We start from the raw sequence: 15,502 nt of genomic DNA on the forward strand, positions 1-15,502 counted from the left end.
CACCGTCTTTTTTTAACATATGGTCTAAAGAGTAAGGCTATACGTATAAATAAGGATGAGGACAAGTAAGTATAGTGTATTTTGCGAGAGGAGACCCCCCTTATGAACAAAGCCTATTTCAAAACCTTGTTTTTGTCAGCATCAGCCATCATCTTAGCAGTTTCAATAATAATATACCCAAAAGAAACATATATCGCATCTGTTAACGGTCTGAAGATGTGGTGGGACGTTGTTTTCCCATCTTTAATGCCCTTTTTTATCTTATCAGAAGTATTAATGGGATTTGGTGTGGTACATCTTATAGGTGTTTTATTCGAACCACTCATGAGACCGCTTTTTCGTGTGCCTGGTGCTGGAGGGTTCGTTTGGGCGATGGGCATATCTTCTGGGTTTCCTGCTGGCGCAAAGCTAACAGCCCGACTATGGCACCAAAAACAGATTACGACACTAGAAGCAGAACGCCTTGTATCTTTTACGAATTGTTCAAACCCCTTGTTCATGTTCAGCGCGATTGCAGTTGGCTTTTTTCATAATGCAGCTCTCGGCATCGTTCTTGCGGCAAGCCACTATTTAGGCAATTTTTTCGTAGGACTGATCATGAGGTTCCATGGTTGGAAAAAAGAACCCGTTGAAAAAGAGATACGGTATAGAGGAAAAGGTTTGACCAACGCGTTTAAACATATGCATGAAGCAAGACTAGCGGATAATCGCCCCATCGGACAGCTTCTTGGAGATGCCGTGCAACAATCTACAAAGACACTGCTTATGATCGGTGGGTTCATTATTCTCTTCTCTGTACTAAGTAAGATGATGGATCTTCTTCACGTAGCAGAACTGCTTTCAAGCATCATCAATTATTTTTTTATAACGCTATCGCTTTCTGAACAGTTAAGCCTTCCTCTTATTAAAGGAATCTTCGAAATTACGTTAGGCAGCAACTTAACGAGTCTCGCACAATCACCCCTTTTACAACAGGCAGTGATTGTAAGTTTTATATTAGCTTTTAGCGGTTTTTCCGTACAAGCTCAAGTTGCTAGTATCCTTGCAGATACAGATATCAAGTTCAAACCTTTCTTTTTCGCAAGAATACTTCATGGTTTTTTATCTGCGACCATTTGTCTTTTAGTATTCCCCTATTTGTATCACGTTAAAAGTACTACAGCTCCTGCATTTGCATTTCTTACAGAGAAAACGGTGCATATTAGTGAGTTCGGTATGTATGCACTCATGCATAGCCATTATGTAACACTCGGATTCTTGATTCTTTCAATCCTCATTTGGAACAGAAACCTTGTGAAAAAAAACAGCCTCCGTACTTAACGGGGGCTGTTGTATTTTACTTTTAAGGCTTCTTCTACAACTTCAGGGACAAGGTCTGAAACGTTCGCATGATATTTTGCTGCTTCTTTAACGATACTTGAACTTAGGAATGAGTATTGATTGTTAGTCATCATAAAGAATGTTTCAACTTCGTCATCTAATTTTTTGTTGATAGAAGCGATTTTCATCTCGTATTCAAAATCTGATACCGCACGAAGTCCCCTAAGAATAACATTTGCTCCGATATTCTTTACGTAATCGATCAATAGTCCATTAAACGAATCAACTTTCACATTTGGAAACTGTTTCGTGACTTCCTTTAAAAGCACAATTCTCTCATCCACTGTGAACAATGGGTCTTTACTCTGATTGTTGGCTACTACGACAATTACTTCATCAAATACAGTTGCTCCACGTTTAATAATGTCCAGATGACCACGAGTAACGGGGTCAAAGCTACCAGGACAGACTGCAGTTGTTGGCATTTTCTTCACCTCATACTTTATGTTAATCGCGTTTGTAGATCGTTATTGTAGTTGTTTTACCGTATGTTTCCTGTCTGACCTGATAAAAGTTCCCGATCTCCTCTGGTAGTGTTACATCTGTACCATGTTCAGTCACTATACTTCCTTCTGGAGATAGAAGTTCGAGTTTATCAATCTCCTCCATGTCCTTTAACAACATCTGTCTCGCATAAGGAGGATCAAGGAATATCATATCGAATTGCATCTCTCTTTTATGAAGCGCTTTCAATGCTCTTTTCGCATCATTCCGAAAGACTTCTGTTTTGTCTTCGTAGTTGCATTGTTTAATATTCTCTTTGATCGTATGTATCGCTTTTTGATCTTTGTCAATGAAAATGAAATGCTCCATACCTCGGCTTAATGCTTCTAAACCTAAGCCACCGCTTCCACCATATAAATCAAGACCCGTACCTCCATCAAAGAAAGGACCGATCATGTTAAAGATGGACTCTTTGATCTTATCAGTAGTTGGACGAGTAGTTGTACCTGGTACTGCTTTTAGTGGTCTTCCTTTACATTCTCCAGCTATTACTCTCACGTTCTTCACTCAATTCTTTATCCGTTTTCCCTTACTTATCCTATCACAAGTATTCCTGTAATCAAACATCAAATCTTTTTCTTATAAGTATAAGGCAAATTAAATGCGGTCATACTATTTATAACAACATCAACGAACGATGTTGTTGCCAACCGCGGAGAAGACTTACTCCCCATAAGTTCTTCATCCGGTTTCTCCTCTCCCATCGCCTTTGAACAGAAGTGATTTTGTTTTAAAGGCAACCTGCAGTTTTTGCTGCAGGTTTTTTTTCATGCTGAAAATCCTTTAAAGCTCATAGATGATTGTGCTACATTGTTTTATAGAAAGGGGATTGAATCATGATTCAACGATTTATTGAGCTTGGGGAAGGGTATTCAGATCTTTATGAACTTCTGGAAATCATGGAAACAAACAAAGAACGCATCTCACAGCTATTATGTCTAAAAGTCAAGAAAGAAGATAAAATGTATGCGTCACTTGTTGCGGTACTTCACCCTGCTTCTGAAGGGAAGTTTCAGCCGCTATACATTTGCCGAGAAGGAGTGCCTTATCCTTCGAAACGAATAGACCTGTTCGAAACAAAATCCGCTGAACTGAATAAAGAAGTGATAACTTTTGATGTGAAACCATCAACAGATTTTGCTGAAACCGAACTATTTTTTCACTATTTAACAGGGATTCTTCGCTTGAACTATCTCATCCCACCATTAACATAGAGACAGAGTAACGAAATAAAAAAACAGGCAGCTATTTGTATTAGCGGCCTGTCTTTTAAATCCCCATCTTATAATCATACTCTTTTGCTTTATCAACGATCTTACTTTCATATTCTGTCTTGATCTCCTGTTTATGAGACCTTTTTACTTCTTTTACAAAATGCAGGGATTCAAGCTTTGCTGCGATCTCTTCTATTTTGTTTCCATCACAATAAAGAACAGCGTATTTTAACCTTCTAGAAACATAGTGTACATTTCCATAGCGTCTTAACTGTTTTGAAAACTTTAATGAATGGAGAAAAACAGATAGCCCACGACGATTACCTATCATAATTAAAGCCCCTTTTATATACTAAAATTGAAAATAAAATGAATACTCCTTATTAGGAAGTGATGAATTTTGGACTTAGATAACATTTGGGAACAGTTCTTGTATCGTATGAACCAAGATCCAACGATCATTCATGTTGAGAAAAAAATGATGGCCGGTATCCCTTTCATATATGTAACGGTTTCTTCGCAGTTTACAATCGAACAATCAACTGATTCTGTAAAAAAACATGCCGTAAAAGCTATGAAAGGGAAACGGCTAACATTGAATCTTACATTTGTAAGATATGAAGATAATCTTCATGTGTACCGCATGCGTTTTTTAGTTCCGCAAGAGAAAATGTTCTGCTGTGGCAATCTATGTTTTGATTGCATTCGGTTTAAAGACTGAAATTAAGCACAGCCACAAGATCCACCAGAACCACATCCACCACTGCAAGAGCTTTCATCAAAGAACGGATTACCCGTTGGAACTTTAATTTGTTCTGAAACACTATATGCTATGATTTTGCTGCATTCCATCAATAAATTTTCAAGTTCTTTTTCTGCTTTCTTAAATTGAGCGATATTTTCATGAAAATCAAGCTCTCGTTTAAGTGTTCGAACTTGTGTTGAAACGGTATGAAAATCAGGATGATATTTACCAAAACGCTGAACTTCTTCATACTGTTCTTTCATCTTAGCGAAACGAGCAATCAATTTCTGTGCTTCTTCATCTTGCTCTAGGTGATATTTTGACTTTCTATATGCTATTGCAACACTGGAATCAGCAACCATATCTGCTAATGCTAAGGACTGTTCCAGCAATACACTTTGGTCTATACTCATACGTCACACCTCCCTTTAGGTATGAGGTTTCTTATCCATTATAGCGGATATTGGATGTACTTAAAAGCATAGGAGCCTTATACAAAAAATAAAACTCTTCAAAAATCGAAGAGTTATCGAACTTGAACGACTATATTTTTCTTTAAACCGTAATCAGAACCATCCTTTTTCTTCAGCTGTAAAGTAATTGTGTGTTTACCAGGATTCATATCTTTTAAGATAAACATAGATTGATTCGCATTCATTCTCCACTTATTATTTACAAAAACCGCAATATACCCATCCTTATTTCCGGGTGTCTTGGTAAGACCCCCTTGGAAGGAAAACCTTGAAATAATATTTTCAAAATATATTCGCTGCTTTTTCACATGATAGTTGACCGCCCAGTCTTTATCCATTAATGGATACGAAGCGGAAACCTCAACGGCTTTTGATTCTTGAAGTTTGGTCTCAGAAGGTCCTTCGTATAATTTGGTTACCGTAAATAGTGTGAGAACGATGATCACTAATAGAGCACCTGAATAGATCCGTCTATTTCTTTTCATAAAAAAACCACTCCTTATAGAAGTAGTTTTTTCCTTTTACATGTTTATTATCCCTCATCCTTACCCGTTGTTCATAGAGTCTGGCATCGGTGGAAAATCATTCTGTACGGGAGCACTGCCGCCTTTAACTTCATCTCCCATGACAGAGATTAACTCCATCAACAAACCAAAATTTTGTACTTGTTGATGAAATTTATCTACTCTTTGCCCAAAGGTACGTCCGTAAAACACTTTTGCACCCTCTTCCAGCTCTGATACTGAAAAAGGGTTTCTGCTTAACTTTCTATACCACTCCGGCTTTTCTCTTATATAATATTTCAAGTCAGGTCTTGTATTTAAATATTCAAGAATTTCTCTTCGCACTCCGCACACATCCTTTTAGTCCCTATAAGAAGGATAATCATTCATTTTATTTTCCGGCAGCTGGTTCGGTCTGTCAGACTGATTGTTAAATTGCTGTAATAGCTCTTGTACCGCATCCATCAAACTACCAAATTGCGATAAATATTTTTGTACATCCGTGATTTGAAGCTTACTTAAACCCGTTACGATGTCTCCAACTGTAAGTTCTGTTCTCGTCTTATCGGACTTAGAGCGATCTTCTTGTTTATTTTCTTTGTCTTTTGCATACTGATTCCAGCTTTCATGTTCTTCTCCTAAAACAATCCAATCTTGATAAACTTCTTTCCAAGGCCTCTTATTCTTCTTCACTTCCTTAATTAAATCAGGATGTTTATGAACGAACTCCTTGAAACTTTCAATATCAGTCTTTACCACAGAATCCACCCCCAGCCATCCACTGACGAATGATGTTTACTACATGATACATAAGTGCCCATAAATTGGTGCGCCCATTTTTTATAAATGGTGCAAAGTTAATTCTGTTTACTTTATTCTCATCCGCCCAAAAAGGTACAATAAAAATAAAAAAAGATTGAGGGAGAGAATATTGGATATTAAGGACGAGTGGAACGATTTCTTTGAAACGAGTACGGAACAAGAACAACAAGTCATGAAACTTTTCTTAGACAGTTTAAAAACAAAAAGAGAAAAGGACCATATGACACACATTGCTTCTTTATTAAACTTTAAAACAACTAGAATCGATGATCATACCCTTGAAATGGAGATGCCTAATTCCCCACTTCTTGATAATTCAATCGGGATCTTACATGGGGGCTTAACAGCAACCCTATTAGATACAGCGATGGGCACAATGGCCAGTCTTGTTCCAGGTAACAAAAGAGGGGCTGTAACGGTAGAACTAAAAGTGGACTATTTAACACCAGGTGTTGGAGAATTGTTTATCTGCCGCGCTGAAGTTGTTCATAATGGCAGACAATTAGTACGTATGGATGGAAAAGTGCGTAACGAACACGGTACGTTAATCGCTTCGGCTTCAGGTACATTCTTTAAACTTGCTGAGTAACACCCAAGTTCATCAAAAAAAAAAGCTGAACCCTCTAAGGTTCAGCCTTTTTTCAACAATCTACTTCATGGGTACTAAAAAGTTCTGGGTGTAATACTTATGATCTACACCTACTCCTAAGTGAGTATATTCATTGTTTAACAGCGTCTTTCGATGTCCTTCACTGTTCATCCAGCCTTCTACAGCTGCGATCCCGTCCGTGTAGTTTGCGGCTATGTTTTCGCCTGCTTGCAAAAATGTGACTTCTTTTTGCTGTAGCCTGTCAGAGAGCGTCCTTCCATCCTTACTCTCATGGGAAAAATATTGCTGATCCAACATATCTTTTGAATGCAAGAATGCTACTTCTGAAGTTCTTTCATCCCATTCTAACGGGTTTTTTTCGTATTTGAGACGTATGATGTTGGTTAACTCAAAAACTTGTTGTTCTTCAGATTGATCTACTTTTTTCTGTTCATCCTCACTCAATTGTCCAAGCGGAGGCAGATCACCCCGATAAACGATTGAATAAGGTCTCTGTTTTAATAATACATCTGAAGTCGTGTACCTGACACTAGAGAGCTGATTTGTGAACTTATCAAAATACAGTTGTACCCAAACGTTATCTTTCAATTTAATGAGTGGACGTAACATGACTTCCTGCTCAGATAGTTCGAATCTAAAAAAATCTTCGCCATCATTAATGGTGATATCACTCTCTATGGGAAACTTCTGAATGATCTTATTTGAATTCTCTCCAATTGTAAATGGTGAGGTGTTCACGTCAGATCCAATGACGAACAACGTAACAACTTTCCCGTTTTCTACTCCGGCTTGAAGATAACCTTTTGGACTCTTATTGCCATAAATGTACCATTCATAACCATAACTTGATGGATCGATCCTTTCAGGTTCTCCCCATTGCTCCTTAAATGCACCTATATCTTTACCTACCCAGTTAGAAACAGCATCATCAGGAATCTTTAATGTTTCCTCTATGTACTCTACTTTTGTATCAGGCTTTTCTTTCTCGACCTTAAATTCTGGCAGAACATCATAAAAAAACAAACCGATCAAAATAAAAACGGATAGGAAAAAAGTAACCAATCCTCGCATAATGGTTCCCCCTATATCTTTCTTCTCTTCTTAGTTTAGCATAGAGGGTATGTGTTTGGATGAACCGTTTCAAAAATAAAACAGCTCCATTTTAAATAGAACTGTTTTATACTACTACTGGTTATTGAATTTGATTCCGCTGCTCTGAAACTTGTGAAAGAGTATGTCCAGCAGCAGAGTCACTCTCTTTTGCAAGAGATAGATCTCCTAAAGAAATAATCCCTACAAGCTTGTTGTTCTCAACGATAGGTAACCTTCTAATTTGTTTATCTGCCATAAGGTCTGCGGCTTCTTCAGCTGTCATATCTGCAGAGCCTGTGTATAATTCATCGCTCATAACATCTGTTACTTTTGTAGAACCTGGACGTTTTTCAGCAACTCCTCGAACGACAATATCTCGGTCCGTGATGACTCCTATTATTTGTTCATTTTCACACACTGGAATAACACCTACATTGTCATTCTTCATTTTAACGGCCACTTCATAAACATTGTCTAGAGGTGTTACAAAATCTACTTCCCGCGTCATGATCTCACTTACCTTTTTCAAAATCTTTACCTCCTCTAAAATGGAAATCTATTCTTCCTTATGCTTTACGAAAGAAAAACAAATATACGCACTTTTGACAATGATTGCATCTTTAGCGCTTTCATAATATCATTAAGAAGTGATTATTATTTTTTTATTGAATTCCTAGGAGGTTTCACAATGAAATTTGAAGAAAGCGGCTTAAACGGGAAGGTTGTTGAGTTTTCACTTTTAGAACATGTAATGGAAAACCATGGCATGATCCGTGCTGGCCAATGGGATTATGAACGTATTACATATGATTACAAATTTGAAGACATGACGAATGGCGATGTTTATTATTTCCGATTCCCTTGTCATGTTATTGAAGCTGAAACAGAAACACCACATGCTAAAGTTGAACTTGGAACACCTTATGTAGGGAAACATTATTACCCTCACGGTGTGGAATATGATGAAGTATTTCCGAAACACGTTGTTAATCAATGCAACAAATTAATCGAAGCACTTCATAGTGAGTTACACGTTTAAAAAAACCCCTCTAACATGAGGGGTTTTTCTTATTCAGCAGCTCTTTCTGGAGATTGAGAGGAATACCCTTCAAACAGTCTGCCACCATATGGAGCGATTACTTCGTCAACAAATTCAATTACATTTGATTTGATGCGATTGGAATAATAATCATCAAATACAGATGCAAATTGTTCTGCAAACGTTTCGTTGTATTCTTTTAAAGCACGTAGAATCCATTTCCCTTCTCCGATCCAGTGCCCATTAACACGTAATACAAATTCATGTGTCCGATCAGCGAGTTTTGAAACGATGAATAAATCTTCTAAAACATTCGTTGACCCTTCCAAATCGTTTAATAGATCGGTTAAGAAATAACGTGCTTGTTCAATCTCAATCGTTTTCCAAGGTGTTGGACCTGCTTTTAACAGCTGTAAAGCTTCATTCTTGATTCGTGATGCCTGTCCTGTGTCACGAAGAATGATCCCCTCAGCACACATTTGAGGAAGAGAGGGTCTAGCTCGATCGATATTTTGTTTAAAAAAATGTTTGTACGTAAACATATTGTGAACAAAGACCTCTATCGGCCAATCATACTCAGTAAGTGATTCTCGGTATGATTCACTAACAGAACGATCGATGATGATAATATCTAGATCAGAGCTCTCTGTTTCTTCTCCCCTAACTACGCTTCCAGCCAAATAGGCAACATCACAGTTTGGATAATGAGATTCTATAAATTCTTTAGCTGCTTGTCTGGCACTGATTCTCATGATCTTCTTTCCTTTCTATTGAGCTTTTACTTTTATTATTCGACATACACTGTCCCATTTCTTTTTTTTCTTATATTTTACTACCTCTCATCTCAGAAAAGGTGCGTATTGAACAAGGATCTCATTCATCACTTTTACACAAAAAAATAACCCGCAATATGCCGGTTACTTTAATTCAGGTTTCAATTGATTATTTTGTCTCTTAATTAACTCTAAATCTGCTTTATCGCGCAGTCGCTCTTTTTTCACCCATCTTGTGAAGATCAAACCGAGTACAAATGCGTAGATAACCTCTTGGAAGATTTTCATCGTTACTCCACCTACGTGCTGATCTTCTTTCGGTGTCATCGTTTCAAATAATTGTGGTACATTTCTGTATGTTTCATAGAGTTGAAAATCTGCAAACATGATCAATGCGCAAGCTGGAGTCATTAGAACTCCATTCGCAAAAACGTATCCGATCTTTTTAATATCTGATAGCGTATCAAGCTCTTTAACCGGACAAAGAACCGGCCACCACATCGTATAAGCTGTTATTAATAACAAAGCATGATACCCATAATGGATGATAGGATTTGAAACGGCGGCATCAAACACTAATGGAATATGATACAAGGAAAATACAGCGTTAAAGATCAGCAGTGCAAGCAACGGTTTTGTAAGGAAATGAAAAACACGAGTGAGAAATGTTTTTTTGTTTAACCAATTCTTCCATTTCACCTCAGGAATCGCAAGGATCATGAGTGGTGCAATCATTAAATAAAGCACTGCCATCTGCACCATGTGAACACTAAATAAATAATTGTGTCCTAAAACCTGAACAGGAGTCCCTTTTATAATGATCAGTAACAAGAGTGAAGCGATCATTGAAGTTTGCTGCCATTTTGTCGCGAGCTTCTTACCCTGTTTGTCTCGGGCAACGAATCGAAAATAAACGAACGCTAGAATGATGGCTAGAACATATATAGAAGGCGGAAAAAGCTCGTACCAGTTATAATCACTCAAACTAGTATGATGAACATGATGATTATGATGCATGTCTGTCATCTCCTTTATAAAAGTACCCATAACCACTATATCAATCATAGTTGGTACTTGTACGGAATGTTAGTGACAATTCGTAATATTGTAACAAATAAAAAGGGCTGCATACAAGATGCAGCCCTTCCTTCTTTACGATGTCCAAATAAGTCCCATTAAGGAAGCTACTGTTATAGCTGCAACCAATATACCACTAGCCATACCCCAGATTGGGAAGTCATGTCCTTTGTGGCTTAAGTGCATCCAAACATACAGCTGGAAGAATACTTGAACAACTGCCAATGTTAGGATAAACAAAACAGCAAACGAATCACTGATCTTGTCGCTCCAGATCGCAAAGAATGCAACGATCGTTAAAAGAATCATCATGACAAAAGAAACGTTATGATGCTTACGCTCCTCTTTCAAGGCAAGCTTACGCTGAATCTCTTCGTGACGATGAACGGTAGTTTCAGGGTTTTGTGTGTGATTAGCCATGAGTTTAGCCTACCTTTCCCATTAGATAAACAACAGTAAAAATGAATACCCATACAACATCGACAAAGTGCCAATATAGAGCAAACAAATAATACTTTGGAGCATTAGATAATGTGATTCCTCTGTTCCAGTTTCTTGCTAACAACGTAGTGATCCATAGAATTCCGAACAATACGTGAGCTCCGTGGAAACCAACTAATGTATAGAAAGCTGAACCAAATGCAGAACTAGTAAACGTATGACCTTCGTGAACATAATGTATGAACTCATAAATCTCTAGGCCTAAGAACCCAAGACCTAATAATAAGGTTACCAGGAACCAGCCTTGTAAAGAGCGTACTTTGTTCTGCTTTAAAGAAAGTACTGCGTACACACTCGTAAGTGAACTAGTAAGTAGCAGCATTGTAGCTAGAAATACTAATGGCAGTGAAAATAGTTCTTCCCCAGAAGGACCATCTAAATGCATGTTTCTAAGACCAAGATATGTCCCAAAAAGTGTTGCAAACAACACCGTTTCTCCACCAAGGAATAACCAGAATCCTAAAAATTTATTCTTACCTTCAAGGGTAGCTTTTTCAGGATGAGCAGGGAAATTAGCATCTGTTAAACGTTCTCCAGCATTCATTAAGCTCTACCCCCTTTAATGTCTGCTTCAACTTCTTCTTTATGAATATGATACCCATGATCATCAATAATAGAACGTAGGAACATGGTGATCAATACAAGCCCGAGTCCTGCTCCTGCTACGTACCAGTTTGAGTAGATAAAACCAAAACCAGCAATAAACATGCCTAAAGATAAAATGAACGGTAGAATTGATCCGTTTGGCATATGAATCTCTCCTACAGGTTCTGCAGGTGTCATCTCGCCGTTTCCAGCTGTTTTTTCAACATACAATGCATCAAGACCACGAACGAGTGGTGTTTGAGCAAAGTTGTATTCTGGAGTTGGTACTGGCATAGACCATTCAAGTGTACGACCATCCCATGGATCTTTTGTTGTTGCATATTTAGAAGATGCTGAAATAATGATGTTGATTAAAAGTACGATTGTTCCAGCTCCCATAAGGATTGCACCGATCGTACTTACAAAGTTTGCTCCGTCAAGTTCTTGGCCAGACATATATGTATAAACACGTCTAGGCATCCCCATTAGTCCTAACCAGTGTTGAGGGAAGAACGTTAAATGGAAACCAATAAAGAACAACCAAAAGTTCCACTTTCCAAGTGTTTCATTTAATACGCGGTTAAACATTCTAGGGTACCAGTAGTATAAACCTGAGAATAATCCTAAAATCAAACCACCTACGATTACGTAGTGGAAGTGAGCTACTACAAAATAACTATCATGGTATTGGTAGTCAGCAGCAGGTACAGAAAGCATAACCCCTGTTACTCCACCCATTACGAACGTTGGTACGAAACCTACTGCAAATAGCATAGCTGTCGAGAAACGAATCTGTCCGCCCCACATCGTAAAGATCCAGTTAAAGATCTTAACACCTGTTGGAATGGCGATCGCCATCGTTGCTACAGCGAAGATTGAGTTAGCTACAGGTCCTAAACCAACCGTGAACATGTGGTGAACCCAAACCATGAAGCCTAGGAAACCGATAAGTACTGTTGCAAAAACCATTGCGCTATAACCGAACAAGCGCTTATTAGAGAATGTAGAAATAACTTCAGAGATAATACCGAATGCTGGAAGAATTAAGATATAAACTTCCGGGTGACCAAAGATCCAGAAAATGTGTTCCCAGATTAAAATGTTACCACCCATATCTGGATTAAAGAAATTTGCATCAAATACACGTTCGAACATTAGTAAGAAGAATCCTACTGTAAGTGCAGGGAACGCGAAAAGAATAAGTCCTGAAGTAACAAATGAAGCCCACGTGAACAATGGCATACGCATGAATGTCATACCAGGGGCACGCATGTTGATAATCGTTACAAGGAAGTTAATTCCTCCTGCAAGAGTACCTGCTCCGGCAATCTGAAGACCCAGTACATAGAAATCAACACCCGTGTCTTCTGCTACCGTGGATAAAGGTGCATAAGCTGTCCATCCAGCTTCTGGAGCTCCACCTAAGAACCAACTTAAGTTCAAAAGCACTCCCCCGAAGAAGAATAACCAGAATCCGACTGCGTTCACATAAGGAAACGCTACGTCACGAGCACCTAACTGTAAGGGAACGATCGCATTCATAAAACCAAAGATGATCGGCATAGCTGCCAAGAAGATCATCGTTGTTCCATGCATCGTTAACAATTGATTATAAAGTTCACCAGTGAAAATCTTGCTGTCTGGTTCCATAAGTTGAATACGCATTAAAACTGCTTCAAGTCCTCCGATTAAGAAGAAGAAGCCACCAGCCAAAAGATACAGAATCCCGATCTTTTTATGGTCAACGGTAGTGAGCCAATCCATTAACCCACTTCTCTTTTTGTGACTTTCGTGAGTTGCCACGGTGTAACCTCCTTTTTTGCAATGCTTAAGACTATTTCAATTTAAGACCTAACAAGTAATCTGAAACAGCATCAATTTCCTCATCAGAAAGATTAACTTTAGGCATGTTATTACCTGGTTTCACTTCTTGAGGATCCTTGATCCACTTTTTCAGATTTTCTTTATCATGTTCTAAGATACCTGCTACACGGTCTTTATCCCCAAAACCAGTTAAGCTAGGTCCTGTGTTCCCGCCGTTTTGTCCGACAGCATGACAAGATAAACAGTTCTTTTCAAAGACTTGTTGTCCATCAGCATTAGCAGAAGATTTTTCGTCAGCCGCTTTATAGCCCGCAACCCAGTTCTTGTAGTCTTCTTTAGAAACAACTCTTACTTTAAAATCCATTAAAGCATGGGATGCACCACAAAGCTCAGCACATTTCCCTTTGTACACTACATCTGTCTTGCTTCCCGTATCAAACCACATGTAGTTCTTGTTTTTATCACCAGGGTTCGTATCCGTCTTACCAGCTAGTGAAGGAATCCAGAAAGAGTGAATGACATCAGCAGATGATAATTCAACGTGTACTTTCGTATCTGCTGGAAGAACCAATTCCTGAGAAGTGATTAATTCTTCTTTCGGATACTCAAACTCCCACCAATATTGGTGTCCAGTAACCTTGATGCTTAGCTCGTTCTTAGAAGCTGGTTTTGCATCTGCAGAGAATTCAAACGTTCTCATAACAGTTGGTACAGCCAAGATGATAAGCAAAAGAATCGGAATAACTGTCCATAATAGTTCAAGCATGTGGTTACCTTCCACTTGCTTAGGTGTAGATTCGTCACCTTTTCTCTTTCTAAACTTCAATAATACGAATGCATAAAGAACGAAAACTACCACCAGGACCAGGATCATAATACTAATAGAGATCAGCATCAGCTGGAACTGTTTGTCAGCAACTTCACCTTGCGGAATTAAAGTTGATAGAGTCGGATCTCCGCACCCCATCAAAAGAAGAGCCAACATGGCAAATAAGGAAAGAAAACGCCCTTTTTGTAGCCATTTTTTCATCACTACATATACCCCACTTTCTCGTTGTAGTCTGTTTTGACTGAATGTTCTATCTATTCAATTCAAATAAATAGGTTATTTGAATGGAAATAGCAAAAGTAAATCTTACGCTGTAACACTAAATTGTTCTCGATCAACTAGTTGTCTCACTCTCTATTGAGTGATTACAAAGAATTAGGCTTCATCCATACTTTTTTATGAAAGCCCTTTTATGTAAAGGCGATTATAGGAACAGCACAATTGCGCTGTTCCAGCATAAAAATCTATATGTTCACTAAGATCATAGCAACAAACATAATGGTCATATAATTCAACGAATACACGAACATCATACGAGCCCACTTCATGTCATCTTTAGTCTTTAACCCTGATAATGCTAGAATCAGCCAACCTGTTCCTAACACAGCAGCCAAGATCAAGTAGACGATACCAAATTCAAAAAGGTAAAGAGACACAGGAAGTAATGCGGCTACATACCAAATCATCTGACGTTTCGTTAATGCGAAACCGGATACAACAGGAAGCATCGGAATTCCCGCTTTTCGATAATCTTCACAACGTTTCATCGCAAGCGCCAAAAAGTGTGGTGGTTGCCATAAAAACATGATCAAGAATAAGATCCACGCAACCCAATGAAGGTTTGCATCTACAGCCGCCCAACCAATTAATGGCGGTACCGCCCCAGATATACCTCCGACTACCGTATTAATAGAATGCGTTCGTTTGAGCCACATCGTGTAAACAACGACATATACGAAAAGTCCGATCAATCCCATTACGGCTGCGGTTAATGTTGTCATGGCAAGCATAACTGTTCCGATTGCGGAAAGAATAATACCTACCCAAAGAACTTGATTCGCACTAATCCTGCCTGTAACTGTCGGCCTCTCAATCGTACGTTCCATCAGTTGGTCTATATCTCTATCAATATAGTTATTTAAGCAGCAACCACCTGCGATAACGAGTGCTGCACCTAAAATACAAAGAACTAAATCACCAATCTTGTCGGAAAATAAAAGATTGTTATATTTTAAAGCTAGAAAGAATCCAGCAAATGTCGTAATCAAGTTACTCATAACGATCCCGAGCTTCGCGATGGTCAAAAAATCTTTCCAGGTGCCTGTAGGATTCGCTTCAGATAGAGGTCCAGGTTCCATTACTTTGTTAGCGACTTCATATGCAGTTGGAGTTTTGCTCAACAGATACACCTCCTTTTAGAGTAAAATGTTCCAAATCTTGCTTTTGCTGTTATTTAAGCCCTCATTCATTCTATATGGGCTTGACTCTAAAATCAACGGTAAAAAAATGTCTTCATCTGTTCACAATATGT

The 15,502-nt window shown here is 38.4% G+C and carries 21 protein-coding genes; 5 read left to right on the plus strand and 16 right to left on the minus strand.

Features of this window, described 5'->3' with window-relative positions:
• Nucleotides 1-102 precede the first annotated feature (102 nt).
• Nucleotides 103-1,320: a sporulation integral membrane protein YlbJ gene (gene ylbJ / locus ACFS5O_RS16065; RefSeq protein ID WP_205726027.1), complete on the plus strand. Its 1,218-nt coding sequence runs from the start codon at nt 103-105 to the stop codon at nt 1,318-1,320.
• On the opposite strand, the gene coaD is transcribed toward ylbJ, so the two are convergent.
• Nucleotides 1,317-1,805 (minus strand): pantetheine-phosphate adenylyltransferase, encoded by a 489-nt coding sequence (coaD, locus tag ACFS5O_RS16070; protein WP_205726026.1) that lies wholly within the window; start codon nt 1,803-1,805, stop codon nt 1,317-1,319. The genes ylbJ and coaD overlap by 4 nt on opposite strands.
• Nucleotides 1,806-1,827: 22 nt before the next feature.
• Entirely contained in the window at nt 1,828-2,382 is a 555-nt protein-coding gene (gene rsmD / locus ACFS5O_RS16075; RefSeq protein WP_066393392.1) for a 16S rRNA (guanine(966)-N(2))-methyltransferase RsmD, read from the minus strand.
• Nucleotides 2,383-2,720: 338 nt separating this feature from the next.
• Here rsmD and ACFS5O_RS16080 point away from each other — a divergent pair, with 338 nt between their 5' ends.
• Nucleotides 2,721-3,098 carry a DUF7147 family protein gene (locus ACFS5O_RS16080; RefSeq protein ID WP_205726025.1) on the plus strand — a complete coding sequence of 126 codons (378 nt, stop codon included), beginning with the start codon at nt 2,721-2,723 and terminating at the stop codon, nt 3,096-3,098.
• A gap of 55 nt (nt 3,099-3,153) precedes the next feature.
• Here ACFS5O_RS16080 and ACFS5O_RS16085 read toward each other — a convergent pair whose 3' ends face one another.
• On the minus strand, nt 3,154-3,429 hold the full coding sequence (locus ACFS5O_RS16085) for a YlbG family protein (protein ID WP_066393389.1): 276 nt from the start codon (nt 3,427-3,429) through the stop codon (nt 3,154-3,156).
• Nucleotides 3,430-3,498: 69 nt separating this feature from the next.
• Here ACFS5O_RS16085 and ACFS5O_RS16090 point away from each other — a divergent pair, with 69 nt between their 5' ends.
• Complete coding sequence (locus tag ACFS5O_RS16090) at nt 3,499-3,819, plus strand: hypothetical protein (protein WP_205726024.1); 321 nt, start codon at nt 3,499-3,501, stop codon at nt 3,817-3,819.
• Between the two features lie 2 nt (nt 3,820-3,821).
• Here the strand turns inward: ACFS5O_RS16090 and ACFS5O_RS16095 are convergent, their stop codons facing one another.
• The 4 genes from ACFS5O_RS16095 to ylbD form a co-directional block, all read right to left on the minus strand.
• On the minus strand, nt 3,822-4,256 hold the full coding sequence (locus ACFS5O_RS16095; protein ID WP_205726023.1) for a YlbF/YmcA family competence regulator: 435 nt from the start codon (nt 4,254-4,256) through the stop codon (nt 3,822-3,824).
• A 113-nt stretch (nt 4,257-4,369) separates the two neighbouring features.
• Entirely contained in the window at nt 4,370-4,801 is a 432-nt protein-coding gene (locus tag ACFS5O_RS16100; protein WP_205726022.1) for a hypothetical protein, read from the minus strand.
• A 60-nt stretch (nt 4,802-4,861) separates the two neighbouring features.
• On the minus strand, nt 4,862-5,164 hold the full coding sequence (locus ACFS5O_RS16105) for a YlbE-like family protein (RefSeq protein ID WP_066393380.1): 303 nt from the start codon (nt 5,162-5,164) through the stop codon (nt 4,862-4,864).
• Nucleotides 5,165-5,179: 15 nt separating this feature from the next.
• Complete coding sequence (gene ylbD / locus ACFS5O_RS16110) at nt 5,180-5,578, minus strand: YlbD family protein (protein WP_205726021.1); 399 nt, start codon at nt 5,576-5,578, stop codon at nt 5,180-5,182.
• Nucleotides 5,579-5,750: 172 nt separating this feature from the next.
• Between ylbD and ACFS5O_RS16115 the strand changes: the two genes are divergently transcribed.
• On the plus strand, nt 5,751-6,230 hold the full coding sequence (locus ACFS5O_RS16115; protein ID WP_205726020.1) for a PaaI family thioesterase: 480 nt from the start codon (nt 5,751-5,753) through the stop codon (nt 6,228-6,230).
• A 60-nt stretch (nt 6,231-6,290) separates the two neighbouring features.
• On the opposite strand, the gene ACFS5O_RS16120 is transcribed toward ACFS5O_RS16115, so the two are convergent.
• Together ACFS5O_RS16120 and ACFS5O_RS16125 are read right to left on the minus strand one after the other, a co-directional pair.
• Nucleotides 6,291-7,322: a CAP domain-containing protein gene (locus ACFS5O_RS16120; protein WP_205726019.1), complete on the minus strand. Its 1,032-nt coding sequence runs from the start codon at nt 7,320-7,322 to the stop codon at nt 6,291-6,293.
• Nucleotides 7,323-7,443: 121 nt separating this feature from the next.
• Entirely contained in the window at nt 7,444-7,872 is a 429-nt protein-coding gene (locus tag ACFS5O_RS16125; RefSeq protein ID WP_205726018.1) for a CBS domain-containing protein, read from the minus strand.
• 159 nt (nt 7,873-8,031) lie between these two features.
• Here ACFS5O_RS16125 and ACFS5O_RS16130 point away from each other — a divergent pair, with 159 nt between their 5' ends.
• Complete coding sequence (locus tag ACFS5O_RS16130; protein ID WP_066393368.1) at nt 8,032-8,382, plus strand: YugN family protein; 351 nt, start codon at nt 8,032-8,034, stop codon at nt 8,380-8,382.
• Between the two features lie 29 nt (nt 8,383-8,411).
• Here ACFS5O_RS16130 and ACFS5O_RS16135 read toward each other — a convergent pair whose 3' ends face one another.
• The 7 genes from ACFS5O_RS16135 to cyoE all read right to left on the minus strand — a co-directional run bounded on the left by ACFS5O_RS16135 (nt 8,412) and on the right by cyoE (nt 15,329).
• Nucleotides 8,412-9,128 carry a nucleotidyltransferase domain-containing protein gene (locus ACFS5O_RS16135; RefSeq protein WP_205727254.1) on the minus strand — a complete coding sequence of 239 codons (717 nt, stop codon included), beginning with the start codon at nt 9,126-9,128 and terminating at the stop codon, nt 8,412-8,414.
• 171 nt (nt 9,129-9,299) lie between these two features.
• Entirely contained in the window at nt 9,300-10,172 is an 873-nt protein-coding gene (locus ACFS5O_RS16140; protein ID WP_205726017.1) for a cytochrome c oxidase assembly protein, read from the minus strand.
• Nucleotides 10,173-10,307: 135 nt separating this feature from the next.
• The gene (locus ACFS5O_RS16145; RefSeq protein ID WP_066393364.1) at nt 10,308-10,652 is read right to left on the minus strand and encodes a cytochrome C oxidase subunit IV family protein; all 345 of its coding nucleotides are present in this window, start codon (nt 10,650-10,652) and stop codon (nt 10,308-10,310) included.
• Nucleotides 10,653-10,656: 4 nt separating this feature from the next.
• Nucleotides 10,657-11,277 (minus strand): cytochrome c oxidase subunit 3, encoded by a 621-nt coding sequence (locus tag ACFS5O_RS16150; protein ID WP_066393359.1) that lies wholly within the window; start codon nt 11,275-11,277, stop codon nt 10,657-10,659.
• On the minus strand, nt 11,277-13,121 hold the full coding sequence (gene ctaD, locus ACFS5O_RS16155) for a cytochrome c oxidase subunit I (RefSeq protein ID WP_066393353.1): 1,845 nt from the start codon (nt 13,119-13,121) through the stop codon (nt 11,277-11,279). Before ctaD ends, ACFS5O_RS16150 begins: the two co-directional genes overlap by 1 nt.
• A gap of 31 nt (nt 13,122-13,152) precedes the next feature.
• On the minus strand, nt 13,153-14,172 hold the full coding sequence (gene coxB, locus ACFS5O_RS16160; protein WP_066393351.1) for a cytochrome c oxidase subunit II: 1,020 nt from the start codon (nt 14,170-14,172) through the stop codon (nt 13,153-13,155).
• A gap of 263 nt (nt 14,173-14,435) precedes the next feature.
• Nucleotides 14,436-15,329 (minus strand): heme o synthase, encoded by an 894-nt coding sequence (cyoE, locus tag ACFS5O_RS16165; protein WP_066399927.1) that lies wholly within the window; start codon nt 15,327-15,329, stop codon nt 14,436-14,438.
• Nucleotides 15,330-15,502: the final 173 nt, after the last annotated feature.

The organism is Fictibacillus nanhaiensis (assembly GCF_042686385.1).
In the GTDB taxonomy this organism is placed as follows: domain Bacteria; phylum Bacillota; class Bacilli; order Bacillales; family Fictibacillaceae; genus Fictibacillus; species Fictibacillus nanhaiensis.

Excerpts from the sequence above, each read along its gene's own strand:
- ylbJ (WP_205726027.1), top strand. The coding sequence starts at position 103 with ATGAACAAAGCCTATTTCAAAACCTTGTTTTTGTCAGCATCAGCCATC.
- coaD (WP_205726026.1), bottom strand. The coding sequence starts at position 1,805 with ATGCCAACAACTGCAGTCTGTCCTGGTAGCTTTGACCCCGTTACTCGT.
- ACFS5O_RS16080 (WP_205726025.1), top strand. The coding sequence starts at position 2,721 with ATGATTCAACGATTTATTGAGCTTGGGGAAGGGTATTCAGATCTTTAT.
- ACFS5O_RS16085 (WP_066393389.1), bottom strand. The coding sequence starts at position 3,429 with ATGATAGGTAATCGTCGTGGGCTATCTGTTTTTCTCCATTCATTAAAG.
- ACFS5O_RS16095 (WP_205726023.1), bottom strand. The coding sequence starts at position 4,256 with ATGAGTATAGACCAAAGTGTATTGCTGGAACAGTCCTTAGCATTAGCA.
- ACFS5O_RS16100 (WP_205726022.1), bottom strand. The coding sequence starts at position 4,801 with ATGAAAAGAAATAGACGGATCTATTCAGGTGCTCTATTAGTGATCATC.
- ACFS5O_RS16120 (WP_205726019.1), bottom strand. The coding sequence starts at position 7,322 with ATGCGAGGATTGGTTACTTTTTTCCTATCCGTTTTTATTTTGATCGGT.
- ACFS5O_RS16130 (WP_066393368.1), top strand. The coding sequence starts at position 8,032 with ATGAAATTTGAAGAAAGCGGCTTAAACGGGAAGGTTGTTGAGTTTTCA.
- ACFS5O_RS16140 (WP_205726017.1), bottom strand. The coding sequence starts at position 10,172 with ATGCATCATAATCATCATGTTCATCATACTAGTTTGAGTGATTATAAC.
- ACFS5O_RS16145 (WP_066393364.1), bottom strand. The coding sequence starts at position 10,652 with ATGGCTAATCACACACAAAACCCTGAAACTACCGTTCATCGTCACGAA.
- ACFS5O_RS16150 (WP_066393359.1), bottom strand. The coding sequence starts at position 11,277 with ATGAATGCTGGAGAACGTTTAACAGATGCTAATTTCCCTGCTCATCCT.
- coxB (WP_066393351.1), bottom strand. The coding sequence starts at position 14,172 with ATGAAAAAATGGCTACAAAAAGGGCGTTTTCTTTCCTTATTTGCCATG.
- cyoE (WP_066399927.1), bottom strand. The coding sequence starts at position 15,329 with ATGGAACCTGGACCTCTATCTGAAGCGAATCCTACAGGCACCTGGAAA.